Raw genomic sequence first — 16730 nt, 5'->3', positions numbered from 1 at the left:
TCAGGCCTCCGGTGCGCCGGCGTCGACAGGTCGCCGGTGACCGGTCTCGACCAGCACCACCCCGACCATGATGCACACGATGCCGATCCCCATCACGATCCCGAAGGGTTCGTCGAAGATCCAGGTCGCCAGAATCGCGGTGAGGGCCACCCCCGACGCCGACCAGATTCCGTAGGCGACGCCGATCCCCATGCCGCGCTTGAGGACTCCGGCGAGGAGTGCAAACGCAATCGTGTAGCCCAGGGCGACGACCGCATACAGCGCCGGTTCGGTCTCTGAACCCTTCAGCGACAACGTCGCCGCCACCTCCGAGGCAATCGCCGCGATCAGCATCACCCAGGTCATGTCTCTCGTTCCGCTCGGGGTCTATGGCGACTCTAGGCGAACGACGCCACGCCCTGGCCGATGGACCAGGGCGTGGCGTCATGCGGGCGTCAGCGAGAGGTGCCGGCGAGCTCGCCCGAGCGGGAGTCGTCGGTGGCGAGCCAACTCACCTTCGAGCCCAGCGCGGCGTCGACGCTGAACCGTCCGGCGCCGACGACCGCCAGCAGCAGCGAACCGGCCGCGAGTGCGAGGACGAACTCGTATCCGCCGTCGGAGACCCAGATCCCGCTGTCGACGTGGGCGATGAACAGCGCGCCGACCATGTCGATGACGAACAGCGCGGCGATGATCGGGGTCAGCACTCCGACGATCAGGGCGATGCCGCCGAGGATCTCGAGCCACGTGACCACGAACGCCGAGAACGACGCGGCCGGCACACCCATCATGTCGAACCCGGTCTGTGGTCCCGTCCAGCCGTTCTGCTGGAACTTCTGCAGGCCGTGAGCCAGGAAGATCACGCCGAGAGCGACGCGTCCGATGAGGATGCCCGCGCTGCGGACGATGGGGTTGGTCATGACTGAGCCGCCTTACTAGGTGGGTTTGACTTGAAGTATCAAGTGAAGGCTAGGTGGTCACACTTGATGCGTCAACCTGATCGCGGACGTGTTCACTTCGTATACACTGCGCAGATGTCCACTGCCCCCGAGCCGAACTGGCTCGACGACGAGGAGATGGACGCCTGGATTCAGGTGGCAACGGCGCTCGCCCACCTGCCCCACGCGCTCGACGCCCAGCTCCTCCGCGACGCCCAGATCACCCATTTCGAATACGAAGTGATGTCTGCGCTGTCCGAAGCTCCCGAGCGCACTCTGCGGATGAGCCAACTCGCGGAGCTGTCCTACGGCTCGTTGTCGCGGCTGTCGCACGTGGTTTCCAGGCTCGAGAAGCGGGGTTGGGTTCGACGTCACCCGTGCCCGGAGAACGGACGGTTCACGAATGCCGTTCTCACCGAGTCGGGTTGGGAGAAGGTGGTCGCCACCGCTCCCGGATATCTCGCCAATGTGCGCGAACTCGTCGTCGATCGGCTGACGCGTGCGCAGCTCCGGCAGGTGTCGGCGATCGGGCGTCGGATCAACACCCGGCCCGCCGGGACGGCGTAGTCCGGGTCTGCCGGACCGTCAGCGCGGGCCGAGTCCGAGCTGCTGTGTTCCGAGCACGTTGAGCAACTCGATCTTGCCGGCCGCGTCGGTCCGTGGTGCCGCCGTCAGCACGAGCAGCACCTGGGTCTCGTCCTCGGTGAACAAGGCCTGACAATCGACCTCGATCGCGCCGACCTCGGGGTGGAGCAGGATCTTGTGGTCCTCGAAGCGTCGACTCACCATGTGGGTGTCCCAGAGCACGGCGAATTCGCTGCTCCGGCGGAGGAGTTCGGCGACCATCGCCCCGGCACGCGATTGTGCGCCCATCACGCCGTATGCGGCCCGCAGTGAGGCGACCTGTGCCCGACTCTGCCGCTCGTGGTCGTCGGCCGGATAGCGGCTGCGCTCGTCGTCGGGGTGCACGAACCACCGGTAGATTGCGCTGCGATCCATTCCGGTGAGATGGCCGCTGTCGCCGAACAGTGCTCGCGCGCAGTCGTTCTGGATCAAGGTCTCGCCGAGGGCGGAGAGGATGAGGGCAGGCGTCCCGGCCAAGCGGTCCAGCACGCGCAGAAGCCCCGGAGCGATGTGGTCCGACGCCACCATCCGATCCGGTGCGCTGTGCCCGGCGACGCGGAACAGGTAGTCGCGCTCATCGGCGGTGAGCCGCAGGGCGCGGGCCAGCGCCGCGAGCATCTGGGTACTGGGCTGGGGTCCACGCCGCTGCTCGAGCCGGGTGTAGTAATCGGTCGACATCATTGCCAGCTGTGCCACCTCTTCGCGACGGAGACCGGTTGTGCGCCGGCGAGCGCCTGCCGGGATACCCACATCCGACGGTTGCAGCCCGTTGCGTCGGCTCACGAGGAAACCGGCCAGCGCATCACGATCCATCTGGCCAGTATCGCGGCACGGAAATCGCGTTGCCAGGGATCGGCGATCCCCCGATGACCGCACTCTGGATCGGCTGGCCAACAGATCGGAGACTCGAAGACATGAACCTCACCGGAAACACCATTTTCATCCCCGGCGCGACGAGCGGGATCGGCCTGGCGCTCGCCACCCGCCTGCACGACAAGGGCAACACCGTCATCGTCGGCGGGCGGCGCACCGAACTCCTCGACCGGATTCGAGAGGACCACCCCGGTCTGCACACCGTCGCAATCGACATCGCCGACCCGGCGGGTGTCGACGCGGCGGCCCGACAGGTCATCGCCGAGCATCCGGACCTCGACGTCCTCATCGCGATGGCGGGGATCATGCGTGTCGAGGACTGGTCGTCCCCGGCAGGGTTTCTCGACACCGCCGAAGCGACCATCACGACCAACCTTCTCGGTCCCATTCGTCTCGTCGCGGCATTCATCGACCATCTGCAGACGCGACCAGCCGCCACGATCATGACCGTGTCCTCGGGCCTGGCGTTCGCCCCGCTGCGGGTGACACCGACCTACAACGCCACCAAGGCCGCCATCCACATGCTGAGCGAGTCATTGCGCCTGCAATTCGCCGGTACCTCGGTCGAGGTCATCGAACTCGTGCCGCCGGCGGTACGCACCGATCTGATGCCGGGACAGCGCGACAGCGACTTCGCCATGCCGCTCGACGAGTTCGCCGACGAGGTGATCGACCTCATCGGCACGCAACCCGACGCCACCGAGCTACTCGTCGAGCGGGTGAAGTTCCTGCGCTGGGGCGAGGCGCGCGGCGACTACGCCGGCGTCGTGGCCACGCTGAACGACCATGACCCGCACGGTTCCTGATCGGCGCTCCCTCAACCGAGCCTGTGAATGGTCTCCACCGCGGATTCCTCCACGGCGTCGCCGTATCCGCTTCCGGCCCAGAGATTGATGCCGTCGGGATCGTTGGCGGCGGCGCGTCGGATGCCGCCCGTCAGCGTGTTGACGGCGGGGTACTCGGCCACCGCCGCTGCGGAGAACCTGTCGGTGAACAGATTGCGCAGCGCTCGTGCCGGCCGCCCGCTGAATGCCCGCGTGACCACTGTCTCGGTTCGGTCCGGATCGGCGAGAGCCGCCGCGTGCGCGGGTTTGGTACCGGCCTCGTCGGTCCGCAGGAGCACGGTACCCACTTGCACTGCAACGGGTCCCAGCGCACGGACCTCCTCGGCGCGGGCCGGGGTCGAGATCCCGCCCGCGGCGACGATCGGCAGCGGCACCCGCTCGACGACCTCGCCGATCAGCTCGTCGAGCGGAAGCGTGGGAGGGCTGGTCCGGCGGTCGAAGACGGAGCGGTGTCCGCCGGCGTCCGGGCCCTGCACGCAGAGCCAGTCGGCGCCGGCCTGCTGTGCGATGTCGGCGTCGGCGGCAGTGGTCACCGTGACCCCGACACTGCACCCGTGCCGGTGCAGCTCGTCGAAGACATCGGCCGCCGGACACCCGAAGGCGAAGGAGACGAGCGGGATTCGCTCGTCGCACATCAGCCGGATCTTGGCGTCGAAGTGGTCGTCGTCCTCCCCCAGGTCGTCCACTTCCGGGAGGGTCACCCCGAGACCACGGGCGTACGGCACGAGTTCGGCGCGGTAGCGGGCGACGGCGTCTCGATCGATCGGCTCGGACTCCGGGACGAAGATGTTGACGCCGAAGGCCTCGGTGCCCGACGCCCGCACGGCCGCGATGTCGGCGCGCACCTTGTCGGGCGTCAGGTACCCGGCGGCGAGCTGGCCGACACCGCCGGCCGAAGCCGCCGCCACCACGAGTTCCGGGGTGGTCGGACCACCGGCCATGGGAGCGGCGACGACGCGGCGGGACAGTTCATGGAGATCGAACATTCAGGCCTTGTCCTTCGCCGCGCGGACCGCGGTGAACTGCGAAAGTCTCGCCTCTGCCACCGAGTCCATCTGCTCGAGCTCCATTCCCTTCGTCTCCTCCACCTTGCGGAGCACGTAGAAGAACGACGCCGCGGCGCAGAAGGCGAAGAAGCCGTAGATGATCCCCAGTCCCACGGCCTCCGTCATCGGCGGGAAGAGCATCGAGATGGTGAAATTGGCGACCCAGTTCACCGCGGTACAGACGCCCAGCGCGACACCGCGGATTCGGTTGGGGAACATCTCACCGAGCATCACCCACATCACCGGGCCCCAGGTCGCGGCGAACGCGACCACGAACAGGTTGGCGCCGATCAGCGCCACCACGCCCCAGGGGTCGGGAAGCGTGATGTTCTCGCCCTCACCGATCTGCTGGGTGAACGCGATACACGCCATGAGCAGGCCGATGAACATGCCCACCGATCCGCCGAGCAACAGCTTCCGGCGTCCGATGCGGTCGACGAACAGGATGGCCACGAAGGTCATCGCGACGTTGATGACGGCGGTGATCACCGACGTCTTGAAGGAGTCGGCCTCGGAGAAACCGACCGACTGCCAGAGCGTCGTCGAATAGTAGAAGATCGCGTTGATGCCGACGAATTGCTGGAAGATGGCCAGCCAGATACCCACCCAGACGAGCGGGTGGAGGCCGAACGAGGGCCCGGTGATGTCCTTGATCGACGACTTCGCCTCACGCTTGACCGTCAGCTTGATCTCTTTTACCCGTTCGAGCGGGTTCTCCTCGCCGGTGACCTCCTGCAGGATCCGCGCCGCCTCGGCGTCGCGGTTGCGGCCCACCAGGTATCGCGGCGACTCAGGGATCAGCAGGGCCAGGACGCCGTAGACGATCGCGGGCACGACGCCGACCAGGAACATCCACCGCCACGCCTCCAGTCCCCACCAGAAGTCGCTCGAGGCGCTGCCGGCACTGTCGGCGAGCAGGGCGTCGGACAGCAGTGCCGCGAAGATACCGAGTGTGATGGCCAGCTGCTGCATCGAGGCGAGCGCCCCGCGATACCGGGCCGGGGCGATCTCGGAGATGTAGGCGGGTGCGATGACGGACGCGATGCCGATGCCGATGCCGCCGAGGACGCGCCACAGGAGCAGGTCGGGGATCGTCTGGGTGAAGCCGGTCCCGATCGCGGAGATGATGAAAAGCGCCGAGCCGAGCAACATCACGCGCTTGCGGCCCCAGACGTCGGCCAACCGGCCGGCAAACCACGCGCCGAGCGCGCAGCCCAGCAACGCGATCGCGACGGCGAAGCCGGTCATGAGCTTGCCGAGTCCGAAGTCCGCCTCGATCGAGTCGACCGCGCCGTTGACGACCGAACTGTCGAAACCGAACAGGAATCCGCCGACCGCGGCGGCGACCGTGACCCCGATGACCTTCGCCGTGTGCTGTTCGGCGACTTCGCGCTGCGCGTCGGTCATGGCGTCGTCCTGACCGTCGGAGGAGTCCACCGCAGAATGTGTGTCATGTCCGTGACCTCGCTGTCCGGTTGCATGGACGCCGGGTAATCGACGTGGCGCTCAATCTACTCGCGTGAGCCGCCGAGCCTGACGCTATCGGACACAGCCGAGCTGGGATCGCAGGCACGCGCCGGGAGGCGTCGTGTCGGGTGGCCGCGGCGGTCGACGGATCCGGGCACCGGTCAGGCGGTCTCCCAGACACCGGGATTCGCCTGGATCCGGACTCCGGACGCGATCACCTCCGCCAGCGGGGCGGGGCGGCCGTAGTGATACCCCTGCGCGAGGTCGCACCCCACCTCGGCGACGATGGCGGCCTGCGACTCCGTCTCGACTCCCTCGGCGACCACCCGCATCCCGGCGGCGTGGGCCATCGTCACGATGCCGGCGAGGATCGACTTCGCACTGGGGTGCTCCTCGAGGGCGTCGACGAAGGACTTGGCGGTCTTCAGCACGCTCACCGGAAGGCGGTAGAACTCACTGAGCGACGACGCTCCGGTGCCGAAATCGTCGAGTGACACCTGTGTTCCGAGCTCGCGCACGTTGCCCAAGAGGGTCAGCAGGTCCCCGTCGAGCGGGTCGAGCGCGCTTTCGGTGATCTCCAGGCAGAACGCGGTGGGGTCCATCCCGGACCGGGTCATCGTGTCCCGGAGCCGTTCGGGGAACTGACCGTTGGTGAGTTCTCGCCGGGAGACGTTGATGCACAACATCACCCGACGCAGTTCGGGAATGGCGGCCACCTCGGCGGTGGCGGTCTCCAGGACGTAGTTTCCCACTCGGTCGATGAGATTGGATCCTTCTGCGAGCGGGATGAACTCGGTCGGTGAGATGGATCCCAACTCCGGGTGACGCCACCGCAACAGACTCTCCAGGCCCACGAGGGTGCCGTCGCCGGTCGACACGATGGGTTGGTAGTGGATCTCCAGCTGCTCGGTGTCGGTGTCGAGGACGCGTCGGAGCTCTTCCTCGATGCGTTGGCGACGCTGGAGTTCTTCGCGGTGCTGCGTCTGGAACCGGACGTAGCGTGCGCGAGAAGCCTTGCGGGCCTGGTAGAGGGCGATGTCGGCGTCGCGCAGCAGGTCGGTGGCGGTGTACTCGTCACCGGCTTTCACCGTGGCGACACCGATACTCGCCTCGACCTTGAGCGGTTCGCTGCGGGTACTGACCGTGATCGGCTCGTAGACCGTGCCGCGGATATCGTCGATCTGCTGCTCGATCTCCTCGGCGGAACAGGCGATACCGAGGGTCGCGACGAGGACGAACTCGTCGCCGCCGATCCGGCCCACCGCCGCCTCGTCGGGCGTCGCCGCAGCCAATCGTTGTGCGACGGCGTGCAACACCTCGTCACCCACGGCATGGCCGAGCGAGTCGTTGACGAGCTTGAAGTTGTCGAGGTCGATGTAGAAGATCGCGACGCAGCAGGCGTCGTGCTCCGCCTCGAGCCGGGCCATGTGGGATTCGAGCTCGCGGATGATGCCGGATCGGTTGTACAGACCGGTCAACGGGTCGTGCACGGCCTCCCACGCGAGCTGGGTGCGCTCCCGGTAGCGATCGGTGATGTCGACGAAGGACACCAGGACGACCACGTCGGTGCCGTCGTCGTCGATCGGGCGGCAACTGCACGACAGCCAGCGTTCGCCGGTCGGCGTGGTGATCGTCGCGGTCGTGTCGGTGACCGCTTCACGGGTGCGCAGGCAGCGCGATATCGGTGATTCGTCACCGACGAAGTCGAGCGGCACCTGGTGGACACTGGCGCCGGGGATCGCCTCGGGACCGAGCATGGTTCCGGCTGCCGGGTTGGCGAGTTCGATGTCGCCGTCCTCCCGAACGACGATCACCGCCTGATGGAGTGCAGCGAGGATTGTTCCCAGCCGTTCGATCAGGGGGCGACGGGTCGGCTCGGCGACGACGAGAAAGCCGTCGTCCATGGTCGTCACCGACGTGTGGGCGAGAAATGATCGCCCGTTGTCGGAACGGCGGTGGAGCTCATCGACGGTGCCGCCCAGCGAGACCGCCGCATGCGGGTCGACGTGCGCTCCGACGACCTCGTCGAGATTCCGTCCTATCGCGTCGGCCGCTCCCCTGCCGTACATCTGTTCCGCGGCCGGATTCCACGAGCGCACCGTCATCTGGTCGTCGACCGCGATCACCGCGTTGCTCACGTGATCCAACAGCGCCGCCTGTCGACGCAGCGCGGATTCGACGGCTTTCTGTGCGGTGATGTCGCGCAGGATCACCTGATAGGCGGGCAGGTCGTGCCAGACCGTGCGGACCGAGGTCACCTCCATGGGGCGGGCGACGCCCTGCGCGTCGACCATCACGACCTCTTCGGGTGTGGTCGAGGCACCGGCCTCGTCGCCCATCCCGATGATCCGCTCGATCATCTGCGGCAGTTCGTCGGGATGGACGAATTCGGCGATCGAACGACCGAGCATCGCGTTGCGGTCCTCGACGCGCGCGAATGCGAGCGCGGCGGAGTTCACATAGACGATCAGACCGTCCTGGTGGACCGCGATGGCGTCCGGGCTCAGCTCGAGGAGAAGGCGATAGCGTTCGGCGACCGCGGCGTCGCTGGGACGGGCCATCGGCTCGGCGTCCGGTGCCACGAGTCCGGGGCGGTCGTCGCCGTCGTCCTTCGGTCGTCCCACTGCGTCACCCCCTCGAACCGTCATCCCCCACCGTTCATCCTCCCCTACGAGTCATCGAAAAGGGCGCGCTGCGAGATGCAAGAGTGCGCCAAAACGGATATTGCACCCCACGAATACCCGCGTGAACTGGCCGAATGTCGGGTTTGCGCGGGATCCTGAGGGCGGACCACCCACCTGGGTGGCCGCGATGACCCTCCGTCATCGCATATCCCACAGAAAGTTCACGATCATGACTATTCAGCGTTCGACCATCTCCGGCCTGGGAGCTGTCACCGGTTACGGCTGGGGCCGAGAGGCCTTGTGGAACGGTCTGGCGTCCGGCAAGTCCGCAGCCGCGCTGCACCACGGCTTCGGCTTCGGCGGCGGCCGGCCGTCGGTCGGCCAGGATGCCGCCGGGGCCGGACAGCCCGCGTCGGACGGACCCGGGTGGATCGTGCGGGTACCCGAGGGCGGCGAACAGTCCGACGGACGCACACGCTTCTCGCGGGCGATGCGTGCCGCGGCACGGGAGGCCATCGAAGACGCGATGGCACGGGGCTGGACGCCGGGCGCACGGGTGGGCCTCGTACACGCCTGCGTCCTCGGTGACCTCGACATGTATCCGATGGTGACGTCGGGGGTCGGACGGTACAGCGGACGGCAGTACCTCTCGGTGACCCCGTCGACTCCGGTGTCGCTGCTCATGCAGGAATACGGATTCCACGGGCCCGCGATCAACGTGTCGGCGATGTGCACCTCGGGATCGGCGGCCATCGTCACCGCGAAATCGTGGCTCGACTCCGACCTCGTCGACGACGTCGTGGTGGTGGCGACAGATCTCTCGGCGAAACCGGAAGTGGTCACGATGTTCGTTCAACTCGGAGTCGCCATCACCGACACCGATGCGCTCAATGCGTGCAGACCGTTCCAGGAGGGCAGCCGCGGATTCACCTTCGGCGAGGCGGCGATCGCGTTCACGATGACCAACCGTCGCGCCGACGGGTACGCGGATGTGCTGGGCGGGGCGATGTCTCATGACGCCTTTCACGTCACGTCGATCGATCCGGAACTGACAAGCGTGCGGTCGTGTGTGGAGCAGGCGCTCACGATGTCCGGCGTCAGCGGCGAGCGCATCCGGTATCTCAACGCGCACGGCCCGGGAACCCGGCAGTGCGACCGCGCCGAGGCGGCGATCGCCGACACCATGCTGCCCAATGCCGAGGTGTTCTCGGTGAAGCCGCTCGCCGGGCACTGCCAGGGCGCTGCCGGGGCCGTGGAACTCGCGGCGTCGCTGCTCGGTTACGAACGCGGCGAGGTCCCCGCGACACCGCGGGTCGCCGACGCGGTCATCCCGCAATTGCTCGACGGGCGTACCCATCTCGAGCACGGGCTGACGTTGAAGACCTCACTCGGAATGGGCGGACACAACGCGGCGGTCGTTCTCGCGCCCCATGCGTGAGGGTCTTGACGACCTGATGAGGCGATGCGGCCTCGGCCGACCGCCGGGGCCGCATCGCACCGGGTACGCACCTGCCGACCATCTCCGGCACGCACCGCCCGGTTGCCCGAGATCGTCCGGATTGTCGCAGTCCGCTGCGGAATGCCGCCGCGCGCCTCACAATTCAGCCATGAGCGATGACCCGAATCCGCCGGTGGCCGACTCGACGCGGACCGACCCACCACCGACGTCGGGCGCACGGCACGCACTGACGCTGTTCCTCAACTCTCCGTTCGCGGGCATGTCCCCGTGGATCCTGATGGCGCTCCTCGCGGGGCCCGGCAGATTCGAAGAGGCCGCGGCGTCGGCGTTCGCGCTGTCACTCCTGCTGGTGATCGGCGGTCACAAGCGGGGCACGAACGTCAAACTCCTCGAAGTCTTCGACGTCACCTACTTCGGCACCATGGCGATCATCGCCTTGTTCGCCTCCGACGGCGTCATCGACTGGCTGGAGCGGTGGGGCGGGGAGATGACCAACATCGCGCTGGTCGCCTTCGCGCTCGGGTCGATCATCGTGCGCCAGCCGTTCACCCTCCAGTACGCGCGGGAGACCACCGAGAAGGAATTCTGGGACAGCCCGCTGTTCATCCACATCAACTACGTCATCACCTGGGCGTGGGTCGCCGGATTCGGCGTCGCCGCGATCTCCGGCGCGTTCGGCGATCTGGTGCTCGACGACCCGAACAACTTCTGGACCGGATGGATCATCCAGATCGGCGGCACGATCTTCGCGATCGCGTTCACCGAGTTCTATCCCGACTACGCCACCTATCGGGCTGCGGTTCGAGAGGGCTGGGCCACCGACGAGAAGCCCGAGAGCATCCTGCACCTGTTCGGGTGGGTGCCGATCTACGTTCTCGCGATCGGCATCTCCGGACTGGTCACCGACTCCCTCGGTTCGGTCGCCGGAGTCGTCCTGATCGTCGTGGGCGTGGTCGCGATCAATGTGTTCAAGCGCATGACGGCCGCCATGGACGCGCGGTTGGAGGCCCAGTCAGGCCGACCGGCACACGGGTGAGCGGACCCGGCAGTCGGCGCGGCCCGATCGCTCGATCGGTAATGTCGACGACATGAAACTCGATGGCGTAGGAATCTGGAGTTCACCGCTGCGGTACGGAGACACCGGGGAGGCCGCCGAAGCCGCGGCCGAGCTGGACGAATTGGGTTACACGGCACTGTGGATCCCCGACGTGGGTGGTCCGGTCCTCGACTCGGTCGAGAACCTGCTCGGCGCCACTCAGAACGCCGTCGTCGCCACCGGGATTCTCAACATGTGGATGCACGAGCCGCACGACGTCGCGGCGGCACACGCCCGCCTCACCGAGCAGCACGGTGCACGTTTCCTCCTCGGCCTCGGCATCAGCCACGCGCCGCTGATCGACGCCCAGGAAGCGGGACGCTACAAGAAGCCGCTCGCGACCACCAAGGCGTTCCTCGACGGATTGGACGACGCCCCGCAACCTGTGCCGAGCGATGCTCGAGTGCTGGCCGCGCTGGGACCGAAGATGCTCCAGTTGTCGGCCGACCGGACCGCAGGCGCCCATCCCTACCTGGTGACCCCGGACCACACCAAGATCGCGCGCGAAACCCTCGGCGACGGGCCGCTCCTCGCGCCCGAGCAGACCGCGATCATCGCCGCCGACCGCGACGAAGCACGGGCGGTGGGCACGAAGTGGCTCACGGGCTACCTCGCAATGCCCAACTACGCCAACAATCTCCGCCGCCTCGGGTTTTCCGAGGACGACCTGACGTCGGTGAGCGATCGACTCTTCGACGCCCTGATCGTCTGGGGTGACGAGACCGCGATCCTGAAGCGGATCGACGAGCATCGAGCCGCCGGCGCCGACCATGTGTGCGTGCAGGTCCTGCAGGCGGACCACCGGGGCTTCCCGCGCGAGCAGTGGCGCCGCCTCGCGGCAGCCCTGGGCTGAGTTTCTGCTCCTTGATCCCGAAGAACACCGAACCCACTGGTCCCTGAGGTGCGTCCACCCTCTGCTCCCTGAGGTGTGAGGAGCGATAGCGACGAGCCTCGAAGGGCCTGGCGAGATACTTTGCGACGCCCTTCGTGGCTCGCTGCGCTCGCACCTCAGGGAGCAGTTGTGGGGCTCGCACCTCGGGGAGCAGTTGTGGGGCTCGCACCTCGGGGAGCAGTTGTGGGGCTCGCACCTCGGGGAGCAGTTGTCATGCGCGCTAACCAGGCAGCTGGGACGCGTCTACGGCACGTCCCGCCGGCGGAACCCGGCGAATCCGAGGGCGACGAGCACCACCACGACCACGCCCACACCGCCGAGTCCCCACCAATCAGGCTGGGTGGCAGACACATCCGGCACATGGTGGAACGGGCTGAAGCCCAGTGCCCAGTCCGGGAGCTTGAAACTCGGGCCCAGGATCGTGAGTACGAACGAGACCAGGACCCCGAGCCAGATGGCGGGCCGCACGCGGGGTCGGGCCCCGATGACGGCGACCGCGATCCCGACGACGGCCCACACCGCGGGGATGGTGGCGATCGACTGGAGGACGACGTCGCCGAAGCCGAGGCCGAGATCGGCCGTCGTGGCGAAGGTGCCGATGACCAGCCCGGCAACGGCGACGAGCGCCGCAGGGACGACGAGGGCGACTGCGGTGACGGCACCGAAATAACTCGGACGGCTGACCGCGGTGGCGAGCACCGCTTCCGCGCGATCCTCCAGTTCCTCGGTGCGGATACGGTTGACGATCTGCACCCCGGCGACAGACGCGATGATCCCCACCAGGCCGAGGATCGTCGTGACGAAGGCCGACACCAGGTCTGCAGGTGACGCCGCACCGGAGGCGAAGATCTGGGCCATCGCCGGATTCGCGGTCAGCAGGCCGCGAACCGACCTGGTGAAGTAGCCGAAGATGATGCCGAGTCCGACGAACGCGAGTACCCACGAGCCGATCGGAGCCCGGTTGAGGCGGATGGCCAGGGCCAGCGGCGAGCCGATGCCACCCCGTGCCGGCCCCGGACGTGCCGGCACGAGACCCTGACCGAAGTCCCGCGCGCGCTGCAACACGAAGGCGGCCGCTCCGACGACGACCGTGAAGGTGAGCCCGAGAAGCAGAGGCCACCAGTGATCGCCGGTTGCCGGGCGGGTCTCCTGAACCCACCCGAGTGGGTTGATCCACGTGGTCCACGCGGGCGCCTCCACCGAGAACAGGAAGCCGCGCATCACGAACAGCACACCGAGAAGCGACACGGCCATCGTCGTGGCGGCCCGTGCGTCGGAACCCACCTGGGCACTCACCGCCGCGACGGCGCCGAACATCCAACCGGTGACCGTGAACCCGGCTCCCAGCAGAAACGACGATTCCCACTCCCCACCGCACAGGGATGTCGCCAGGCCCGCCACGAGTCCGATCGCGATCGCGCACACTCCGGCCATGATCAGCGCGGTCGACAACCGTGCGGCGCGTCCGAGTACCCCGGCGGCGAGGAGTTCGGCCTGGCCGGAATCCTCCTGACCACGAGCGGCTTTGACCACGATGAAGATCGCGCCGAGGGCAGCGATGAATCCACCGAGCGCAAGGCTGCGCCAGGCGACGAACCCGTCGACCGTGGACAGGTCGTAGGCGGGTCCGAAGATCAACCCGAGCGCCGGGTTCGAGCCGATCGTCGCGGCGAAGGCGGCGCGCTCCGCGGCGTCGGGGAACAGGAGCGGATAGGCGATGACCGACGACACGGTGAGCGCGGTCGGCAATACGATCCACGGGGCGAAGCCGCGACCTTCGTGGCGGAGGGAGGCCCGTACCAGCGGGGCGGTGCCGATCGTCGACGCCGTCATGACCTCACCGTTCTCCCGCGGGCTGGTCAGCCCCCTCGTACAGCGAGAGAAAGAGACTCTCCAGCGATGGTGGCTCGACCGTGAGTGAGCGTAGGCCACAGGAGGACAGCACCGACATCACCGGACCGATCCGAGCCGAATCGACCGTCGCGCTCAGGCGATGACCACCGGAACCGGTGTCGTGCGCGTCGAGGCCCTGGACGTCGACGTCGTGCAACTGCGCCAGCAGATCCGAACCCGGCAGCGAATCCAGTTCGGCGCGAACAGAAGTGCGGGTATGGCCGCGCAGCTCCGCGAGCGTGCCGGTCGCCACGACGGCCCCGTCGCGGATGATGCTGAGCCGATCCGCGAGTGTCTCGGCCTCGGCGAGGATGTGACTCGACAGCAGGACCGTGGTGCCACGGGCGGTGGCCTCACCCACGACGTCCTGGAAGACGTTCTCCATCAACGGGTCCAGTCCCGATGTCGGCTCGTCGAGGATCAGCAACTCGACGTCCGACGCCAGAGCCGCGACGATCGCGACCTTCTGCCGGTTTCCCTTCGAATACTGCCGTCCCCGTTTGGTGGTATCGAGTTCGAATCGGGCCACGAGATCGGCGCGTCTCGCGTCGTCGAGTCCGCCCCGCATCGAGCCGAGCAGGTCGATCATCTCGCCGCCGGTCATCGTCGGCCACAGCGCCACGTCACCGGGCACATACGCCAGTCGGCGGTGCAGTTCCACGACATCACGCCAGGGATCGCCGCCCAGGAGCCGGACCTCTCCCCCGTCCGCCTTCAGTAGACCCAGGAGGACCCGGATCGTCGTCGACTTGCCCGCGCCGTTAGGTCCGAGGAAGCCGTGGACCTCGCCGCGGGCGACCTCGAGGTCGAGTCCGCGGAGTGCTTCGAACTTGCCGAAGGACTTTCGCAGGCCCCGGACACCGATGGCCGGATCGGCCCCCCGACGACTGTCGGAACGTTCGACGCTCATGACGTACCTCCGGCTCGACACGACGTGCTGATCGTTCCACAGCGACCGATGGGGCGGAGGAGGTTTGACCGTCGACATCGGCGGGGCACACTGCCGACATGGCGATCAAGAAGAACGACACCGTGCGCTGGAACACCTCTCAGGGCGAGACCGAAGGGACCGCTGAGGAGAAGCGGACGAAGGAATTCACCTTCGAGGGACAGAAATTCAAGGCCAGCGAGGACGAGCCGTACTGGATCGTCAAGTCGTCGAAGACGGGTTCGAAGGCCGCGCATAAGGAATCGTCGCTCTCGAAGAAGTAGCGGCCGCGTCAGCCGCGTCACTCCCATACCTAGAGCTGCTATGCTCCTAGCAGTTCTAGGCATAGGAGTTCTATGTATATCGAGAAGGACCTCGTAGCTGCGTCCGCCACCCCGCTGGTGCTCGGGATTCTCGCCGAGGGCGAGTCCTACGGGTACGCGATCCTCAAGCGCGTCCGAGAGATGTCCGGTGGCCGGATGGAGTGGACCGACGGGATGCTCTATCCCTTGCTGCATCGGCTCGAACGTGCCGGGCACGTCGAGGCGACCTGGGGCAAGGCCGACACCGGTCGACGGCGCAAGCACTACACGATCACGCCGGTGGGGTTGGCGGCGCTCGCCGAGCGACGGTCGCAGTGGGAAGTCGTGGCCGACGCGCTCGACCAGGTGTGGCGGACGGTCGCGCTGCCGCCGGCCGCGGAGGGTCTCGCATGACCGCGGAGACCGAACTCGAGAACCAGATCGACCGGTGGCGTGGCTATGTCCTGCGCCATCAGGCGATCGCCACCACCGACGCCGACGAGATGGAAGATCACCTGCGCGGTCAGATTGCCGACCTCGCCGCAGGTGGTCTCGATGACGACGAGGCGTTTCTGGTGGCCGTCAAGCGAATGGGACGGGTCGATGCCCTGTCGCGCGAGTTCGCGCGCGAGCATTCTGACAGATTGTGGAAGCAACTGGTCCTGACCGCGGAACCGGCGGGCAACCCCGGTCGCCGGCGGCTCGAACTCGGGGTCGTGATCGGTCTCGTCGTCGCCGCGGCCGCAACGGTCCGCGTCGCCTTCGACCTGATGCCCGAATGGGTACTCGTCCGCAACGCGACGCTGTTGGTGCTGCCGTTCCTGGCGGCCTATTTCGGCTGGAAGCGTCGTGTCTCGGCGCGAACCGCACTCACCGTGGCTTCCGCGTTCATCGCCACCGGCGTGATCGTCAACGTCTATCCGTTCGTCCATGACGGGACCACCCAGGCCATCGTCGCGATTCACACACCGATCGTTCTGTGGTTTCTGATGGGCGTGATGTATGTCGGCGGCCACTGGCGGTCGGGGCCGAGACGAATGGACTTCATCCGGTTCACCGGCGAATGGATCGTCTACGCAACGCTTCTCGGTCTCGGGGTCGGAGTCCTCACCGGCCTGACCGCCGGGGCCTTCGGTGCACTCGGCATCGACGTGGACACCGTCATCACCCAGTGGCTGCTGCCGATCGCCGCGACCGGAATCGTGCTGCTGGCGGCGTGGCTGGTGGAGGCGAAGCAGAGCGTGGTCGAGAACATCGCACCGGTGCTCACCAAGGTGTTCACCCCGGTCACCGCGGTGATGCTCGTGGTGCTGCTGGTCGCGATGGTGACCAGTGGCGACGTCGTCGACGTCGACCGTGAGCTGCTGATCCTGATCGATCTCATCCTCGTCGTCGTTCTCGGCCTGCTCCTGTACGCGATCTCGGCGCGCGATCCGCATCTGCGCCCCGAGCTCTTCGACCGTCTGCAACTGGTCCTGGTCGTGACCGCGCTCGCGGTCGACGCGGTCATGCTGACGATCATGGCCTCGCGTATCGCGGAGTTCGGGTTCACCGCCAACAAGACCGTGGCGCTGGGACTCAACCTCGTTCTGCTGGTGAACTTGTCGTGGGCGGCGTACCTGCTCTTCGACTTCGTGCGTCGGCGCCGCGGGTTCGACGCCACGGAACGATGGCAGACCGATTACCTCCCGGTGTTCGCTTTCTGGGCTGCCGCGGTCGTCGTCGCGGTGCCTGCGCTGTTCGACTTCTCATGAGGCGCCCGGC

16 protein-coding genes are annotated in these 16730 nt (G+C 67.2%); 8 read left to right on the top strand and 8 right to left on the bottom strand.

The window, feature by feature from the left end:
• Both BCM27_RS13310 and BCM27_RS13305 read right to left on the bottom strand, forming a co-directional pair.
• Complete coding sequence (locus tag BCM27_RS13310) at positions 1–345, bottom strand: DMT family transporter (RefSeq protein ID WP_004018583.1); 345 nt, start codon at positions 343–345, stop codon at positions 1–3.
• A gap of 89 nt (positions 346–434) precedes the next feature.
• Positions 435–899, bottom strand: a complete 465-nt coding sequence (locus BCM27_RS13305) for a DoxX family protein (RefSeq protein ID WP_004018582.1) — start codon at positions 897–899, stop codon at positions 435–437.
• Between the two features lie 114 nt (positions 900–1013).
• On the opposite strand from BCM27_RS13305, the gene BCM27_RS13300 reads away from it, so the two are divergent.
• Entirely contained in the window at positions 1014–1484 is a 471-nt protein-coding gene (locus BCM27_RS13300; RefSeq protein ID WP_004018581.1) for a MarR family winged helix-turn-helix transcriptional regulator, read from the top strand.
• An 18-nt stretch (positions 1485–1502) separates the two neighbouring features.
• On the opposite strand, the gene BCM27_RS13295 is transcribed toward BCM27_RS13300, so the two are convergent.
• Positions 1503–2354 carry a helix-turn-helix transcriptional regulator gene (locus BCM27_RS13295; RefSeq protein ID WP_004018580.1) on the bottom strand — a complete coding sequence of 284 codons (852 nt, stop codon included), beginning with the start codon at positions 2352–2354 and terminating at the stop codon, positions 1503–1505.
• Positions 2355–2455: 101 nt separating this feature from the next.
• Between BCM27_RS13295 and BCM27_RS13290 the strand changes: the two genes are divergently transcribed.
• Positions 2456–3220, top strand: a complete 765-nt coding sequence (locus BCM27_RS13290) for an SDR family oxidoreductase (protein WP_004018579.1) — start codon at positions 2456–2458, stop codon at positions 3218–3220.
• Positions 3221–3231: 11 nt separating this feature from the next.
• On the opposite strand, the gene BCM27_RS13285 is transcribed toward BCM27_RS13290, so the two are convergent.
• The 3 genes from BCM27_RS13285 to BCM27_RS13275 all read right to left on the bottom strand — a co-directional run bounded on the left by BCM27_RS13285 (position 3232) and on the right by BCM27_RS13275 (position 8333).
• Positions 3232–4245, bottom strand: a complete 1014-nt coding sequence (locus BCM27_RS13285) for an NAD(P)H-dependent flavin oxidoreductase (RefSeq protein WP_004018578.1) — start codon at positions 4243–4245, stop codon at positions 3232–3234.
• Positions 4246–5712 carry a sugar porter family MFS transporter gene (locus tag BCM27_RS13280; RefSeq protein ID WP_064570301.1) on the bottom strand — a complete coding sequence of 489 codons (1467 nt, stop codon included), beginning with the start codon at positions 5710–5712 and terminating at the stop codon, positions 4246–4248. It abuts the gene before it with no gap.
• 221 nt (positions 5713–5933) lie between these two features.
• A complete protein-coding gene (locus BCM27_RS13275; protein ID WP_033205974.1) occupies positions 5934–8333 on the bottom strand; it encodes a sensor domain-containing protein in 2400 nt (799 codons plus the stop codon).
• A 292-nt stretch (positions 8334–8625) separates the two neighbouring features.
• On the opposite strand from BCM27_RS13275, the gene BCM27_RS13270 reads away from it, so the two are divergent.
• The 3 genes from BCM27_RS13270 (at position 8626) to BCM27_RS13260 (ending at position 11804) form a co-directional block, all read left to right on the top strand.
• Positions 8626–9834 carry a beta-ketoacyl synthase N-terminal-like domain-containing protein gene (locus tag BCM27_RS13270; protein ID WP_004018575.1) on the top strand — a complete coding sequence of 403 codons (1209 nt, stop codon included), beginning with the start codon at positions 8626–8628 and terminating at the stop codon, positions 9832–9834.
• Positions 9835–10003: 169 nt separating this feature from the next.
• Positions 10004–10891 carry a hypothetical protein gene (locus BCM27_RS13265; RefSeq protein WP_004018574.1) on the top strand — a complete coding sequence of 296 codons (888 nt, stop codon included), beginning with the start codon at positions 10004–10006 and terminating at the stop codon, positions 10889–10891.
• Positions 10892–10943: 52 nt separating this feature from the next.
• Positions 10944–11804: an LLM class F420-dependent oxidoreductase gene (locus BCM27_RS13260; protein ID WP_004018573.1), complete on the top strand. Its 861-nt coding sequence runs from the start codon at positions 10944–10946 to the stop codon at positions 11802–11804.
• 282 nt (positions 11805–12086) lie between these two features.
• On the opposite strand, the gene BCM27_RS13255 is transcribed toward BCM27_RS13260, so the two are convergent.
• Entirely contained in the window at positions 12087–13676 is a 1590-nt protein-coding gene (locus tag BCM27_RS13255) for an ABC transporter permease (protein ID WP_004018572.1), read from the bottom strand.
• A 4-nt stretch (positions 13677–13680) separates the two neighbouring features.
• On the bottom strand, positions 13681–14646 hold the full coding sequence (locus BCM27_RS13250) for an ABC transporter ATP-binding protein (protein ID WP_004018571.1): 966 nt from the start codon (positions 14644–14646) through the stop codon (positions 13681–13683).
• A gap of 98 nt (positions 14647–14744) precedes the next feature.
• Here BCM27_RS13250 and BCM27_RS13245 point away from each other — a divergent pair, with 98 nt between their 5' ends.
• The 3 genes from BCM27_RS13245 (at position 14745) to BCM27_RS13235 (ending at position 16720) form a co-directional block, all read left to right on the top strand.
• A complete protein-coding gene (locus BCM27_RS13245; RefSeq protein WP_004018570.1) occupies positions 14745–14948 on the top strand; it encodes a hypervirulence associated TUDOR domain-containing protein in 204 nt (67 codons plus the stop codon).
• A 72-nt stretch (positions 14949–15020) separates the two neighbouring features.
• Entirely contained in the window at positions 15021–15380 is a 360-nt protein-coding gene (locus tag BCM27_RS13240) for a PadR family transcriptional regulator (protein WP_004018569.1), read from the top strand.
• Positions 15377–16720, top strand: coding sequence for a permease prefix domain 1-containing protein (locus BCM27_RS13235; protein ID WP_004018568.1), 1344 nt, complete (start codon positions 15377–15379; stop codon positions 16718–16720). Before BCM27_RS13240 ends, BCM27_RS13235 begins: the two co-directional genes overlap by 4 nt.
• Positions 16721–16730: the final 10 nt, after the last annotated feature.

Source organism: Gordonia terrae, from assembly GCF_001698225.1.
Lineage (GTDB): Bacteria > Actinomycetota > Actinomycetes > Mycobacteriales > Mycobacteriaceae > Gordonia > Gordonia terrae.
This window is presented reverse-complemented; position numbering and strand designations above follow the sequence as displayed.

Excerpts from the sequence above, each read along its gene's own strand:
- BCM27_RS13235 (WP_004018568.1), top strand. The coding sequence starts at position 15,377 with ATGACCGCGGAGACCGAACTCGAGAACCAGATCGACCGGTGGCGTGGC.
- BCM27_RS13265 (WP_004018574.1), top strand. The coding sequence starts at position 10,004 with ATGAGCGATGACCCGAATCCGCCGGTGGCCGACTCGACGCGGACCGAC.
- BCM27_RS13260 (WP_004018573.1), top strand. The coding sequence starts at position 10,944 with ATGAAACTCGATGGCGTAGGAATCTGGAGTTCACCGCTGCGGTACGGA.
- BCM27_RS13295 (WP_004018580.1), bottom strand. The coding sequence starts at position 2,354 with ATGGATCGTGATGCGCTGGCCGGTTTCCTCGTGAGCCGACGCAACGGG.
- BCM27_RS13285 (WP_004018578.1), bottom strand. The coding sequence starts at position 4,245 with ATGTTCGATCTCCATGAACTGTCCCGCCGCGTCGTCGCCGCTCCCATG.
- BCM27_RS13300 (WP_004018581.1), top strand. The coding sequence starts at position 1,014 with ATGTCCACTGCCCCCGAGCCGAACTGGCTCGACGACGAGGAGATGGAC.
- BCM27_RS13305 (WP_004018582.1), bottom strand. The coding sequence starts at position 899 with ATGACCAACCCCATCGTCCGCAGCGCGGGCATCCTCATCGGACGCGTC.
- BCM27_RS13275 (WP_033205974.1), bottom strand. The coding sequence starts at position 8,333 with ATGGCCCGTCCCAGCGACGCCGCGGTCGCCGAACGCTATCGCCTTCTC.
- BCM27_RS13245 (WP_004018570.1), top strand. The coding sequence starts at position 14,745 with ATGGCGATCAAGAAGAACGACACCGTGCGCTGGAACACCTCTCAGGGC.
- BCM27_RS13280 (WP_064570301.1), bottom strand. The coding sequence starts at position 5,712 with ATGACCGACGCGCAGCGCGAAGTCGCCGAACAGCACACGGCGAAGGTC.
- BCM27_RS13255 (WP_004018572.1), bottom strand. The coding sequence starts at position 13,676 with ATGACGGCGTCGACGATCGGCACCGCCCCGCTGGTACGGGCCTCCCTC.
- BCM27_RS13250 (WP_004018571.1), bottom strand. The coding sequence starts at position 14,646 with ATGAGCGTCGAACGTTCCGACAGTCGTCGGGGGGCCGATCCGGCCATC.
- BCM27_RS13310 (WP_004018583.1), bottom strand. The coding sequence starts at position 345 with ATGACCTGGGTGATGCTGATCGCGGCGATTGCCTCGGAGGTGGCGGCG.
- BCM27_RS13240 (WP_004018569.1), top strand. The coding sequence starts at position 15,021 with ATGTATATCGAGAAGGACCTCGTAGCTGCGTCCGCCACCCCGCTGGTG.
- BCM27_RS13290 (WP_004018579.1), top strand. The coding sequence starts at position 2,456 with ATGAACCTCACCGGAAACACCATTTTCATCCCCGGCGCGACGAGCGGG.
- BCM27_RS13270 (WP_004018575.1), top strand. The coding sequence starts at position 8,626 with ATGACTATTCAGCGTTCGACCATCTCCGGCCTGGGAGCTGTCACCGGT.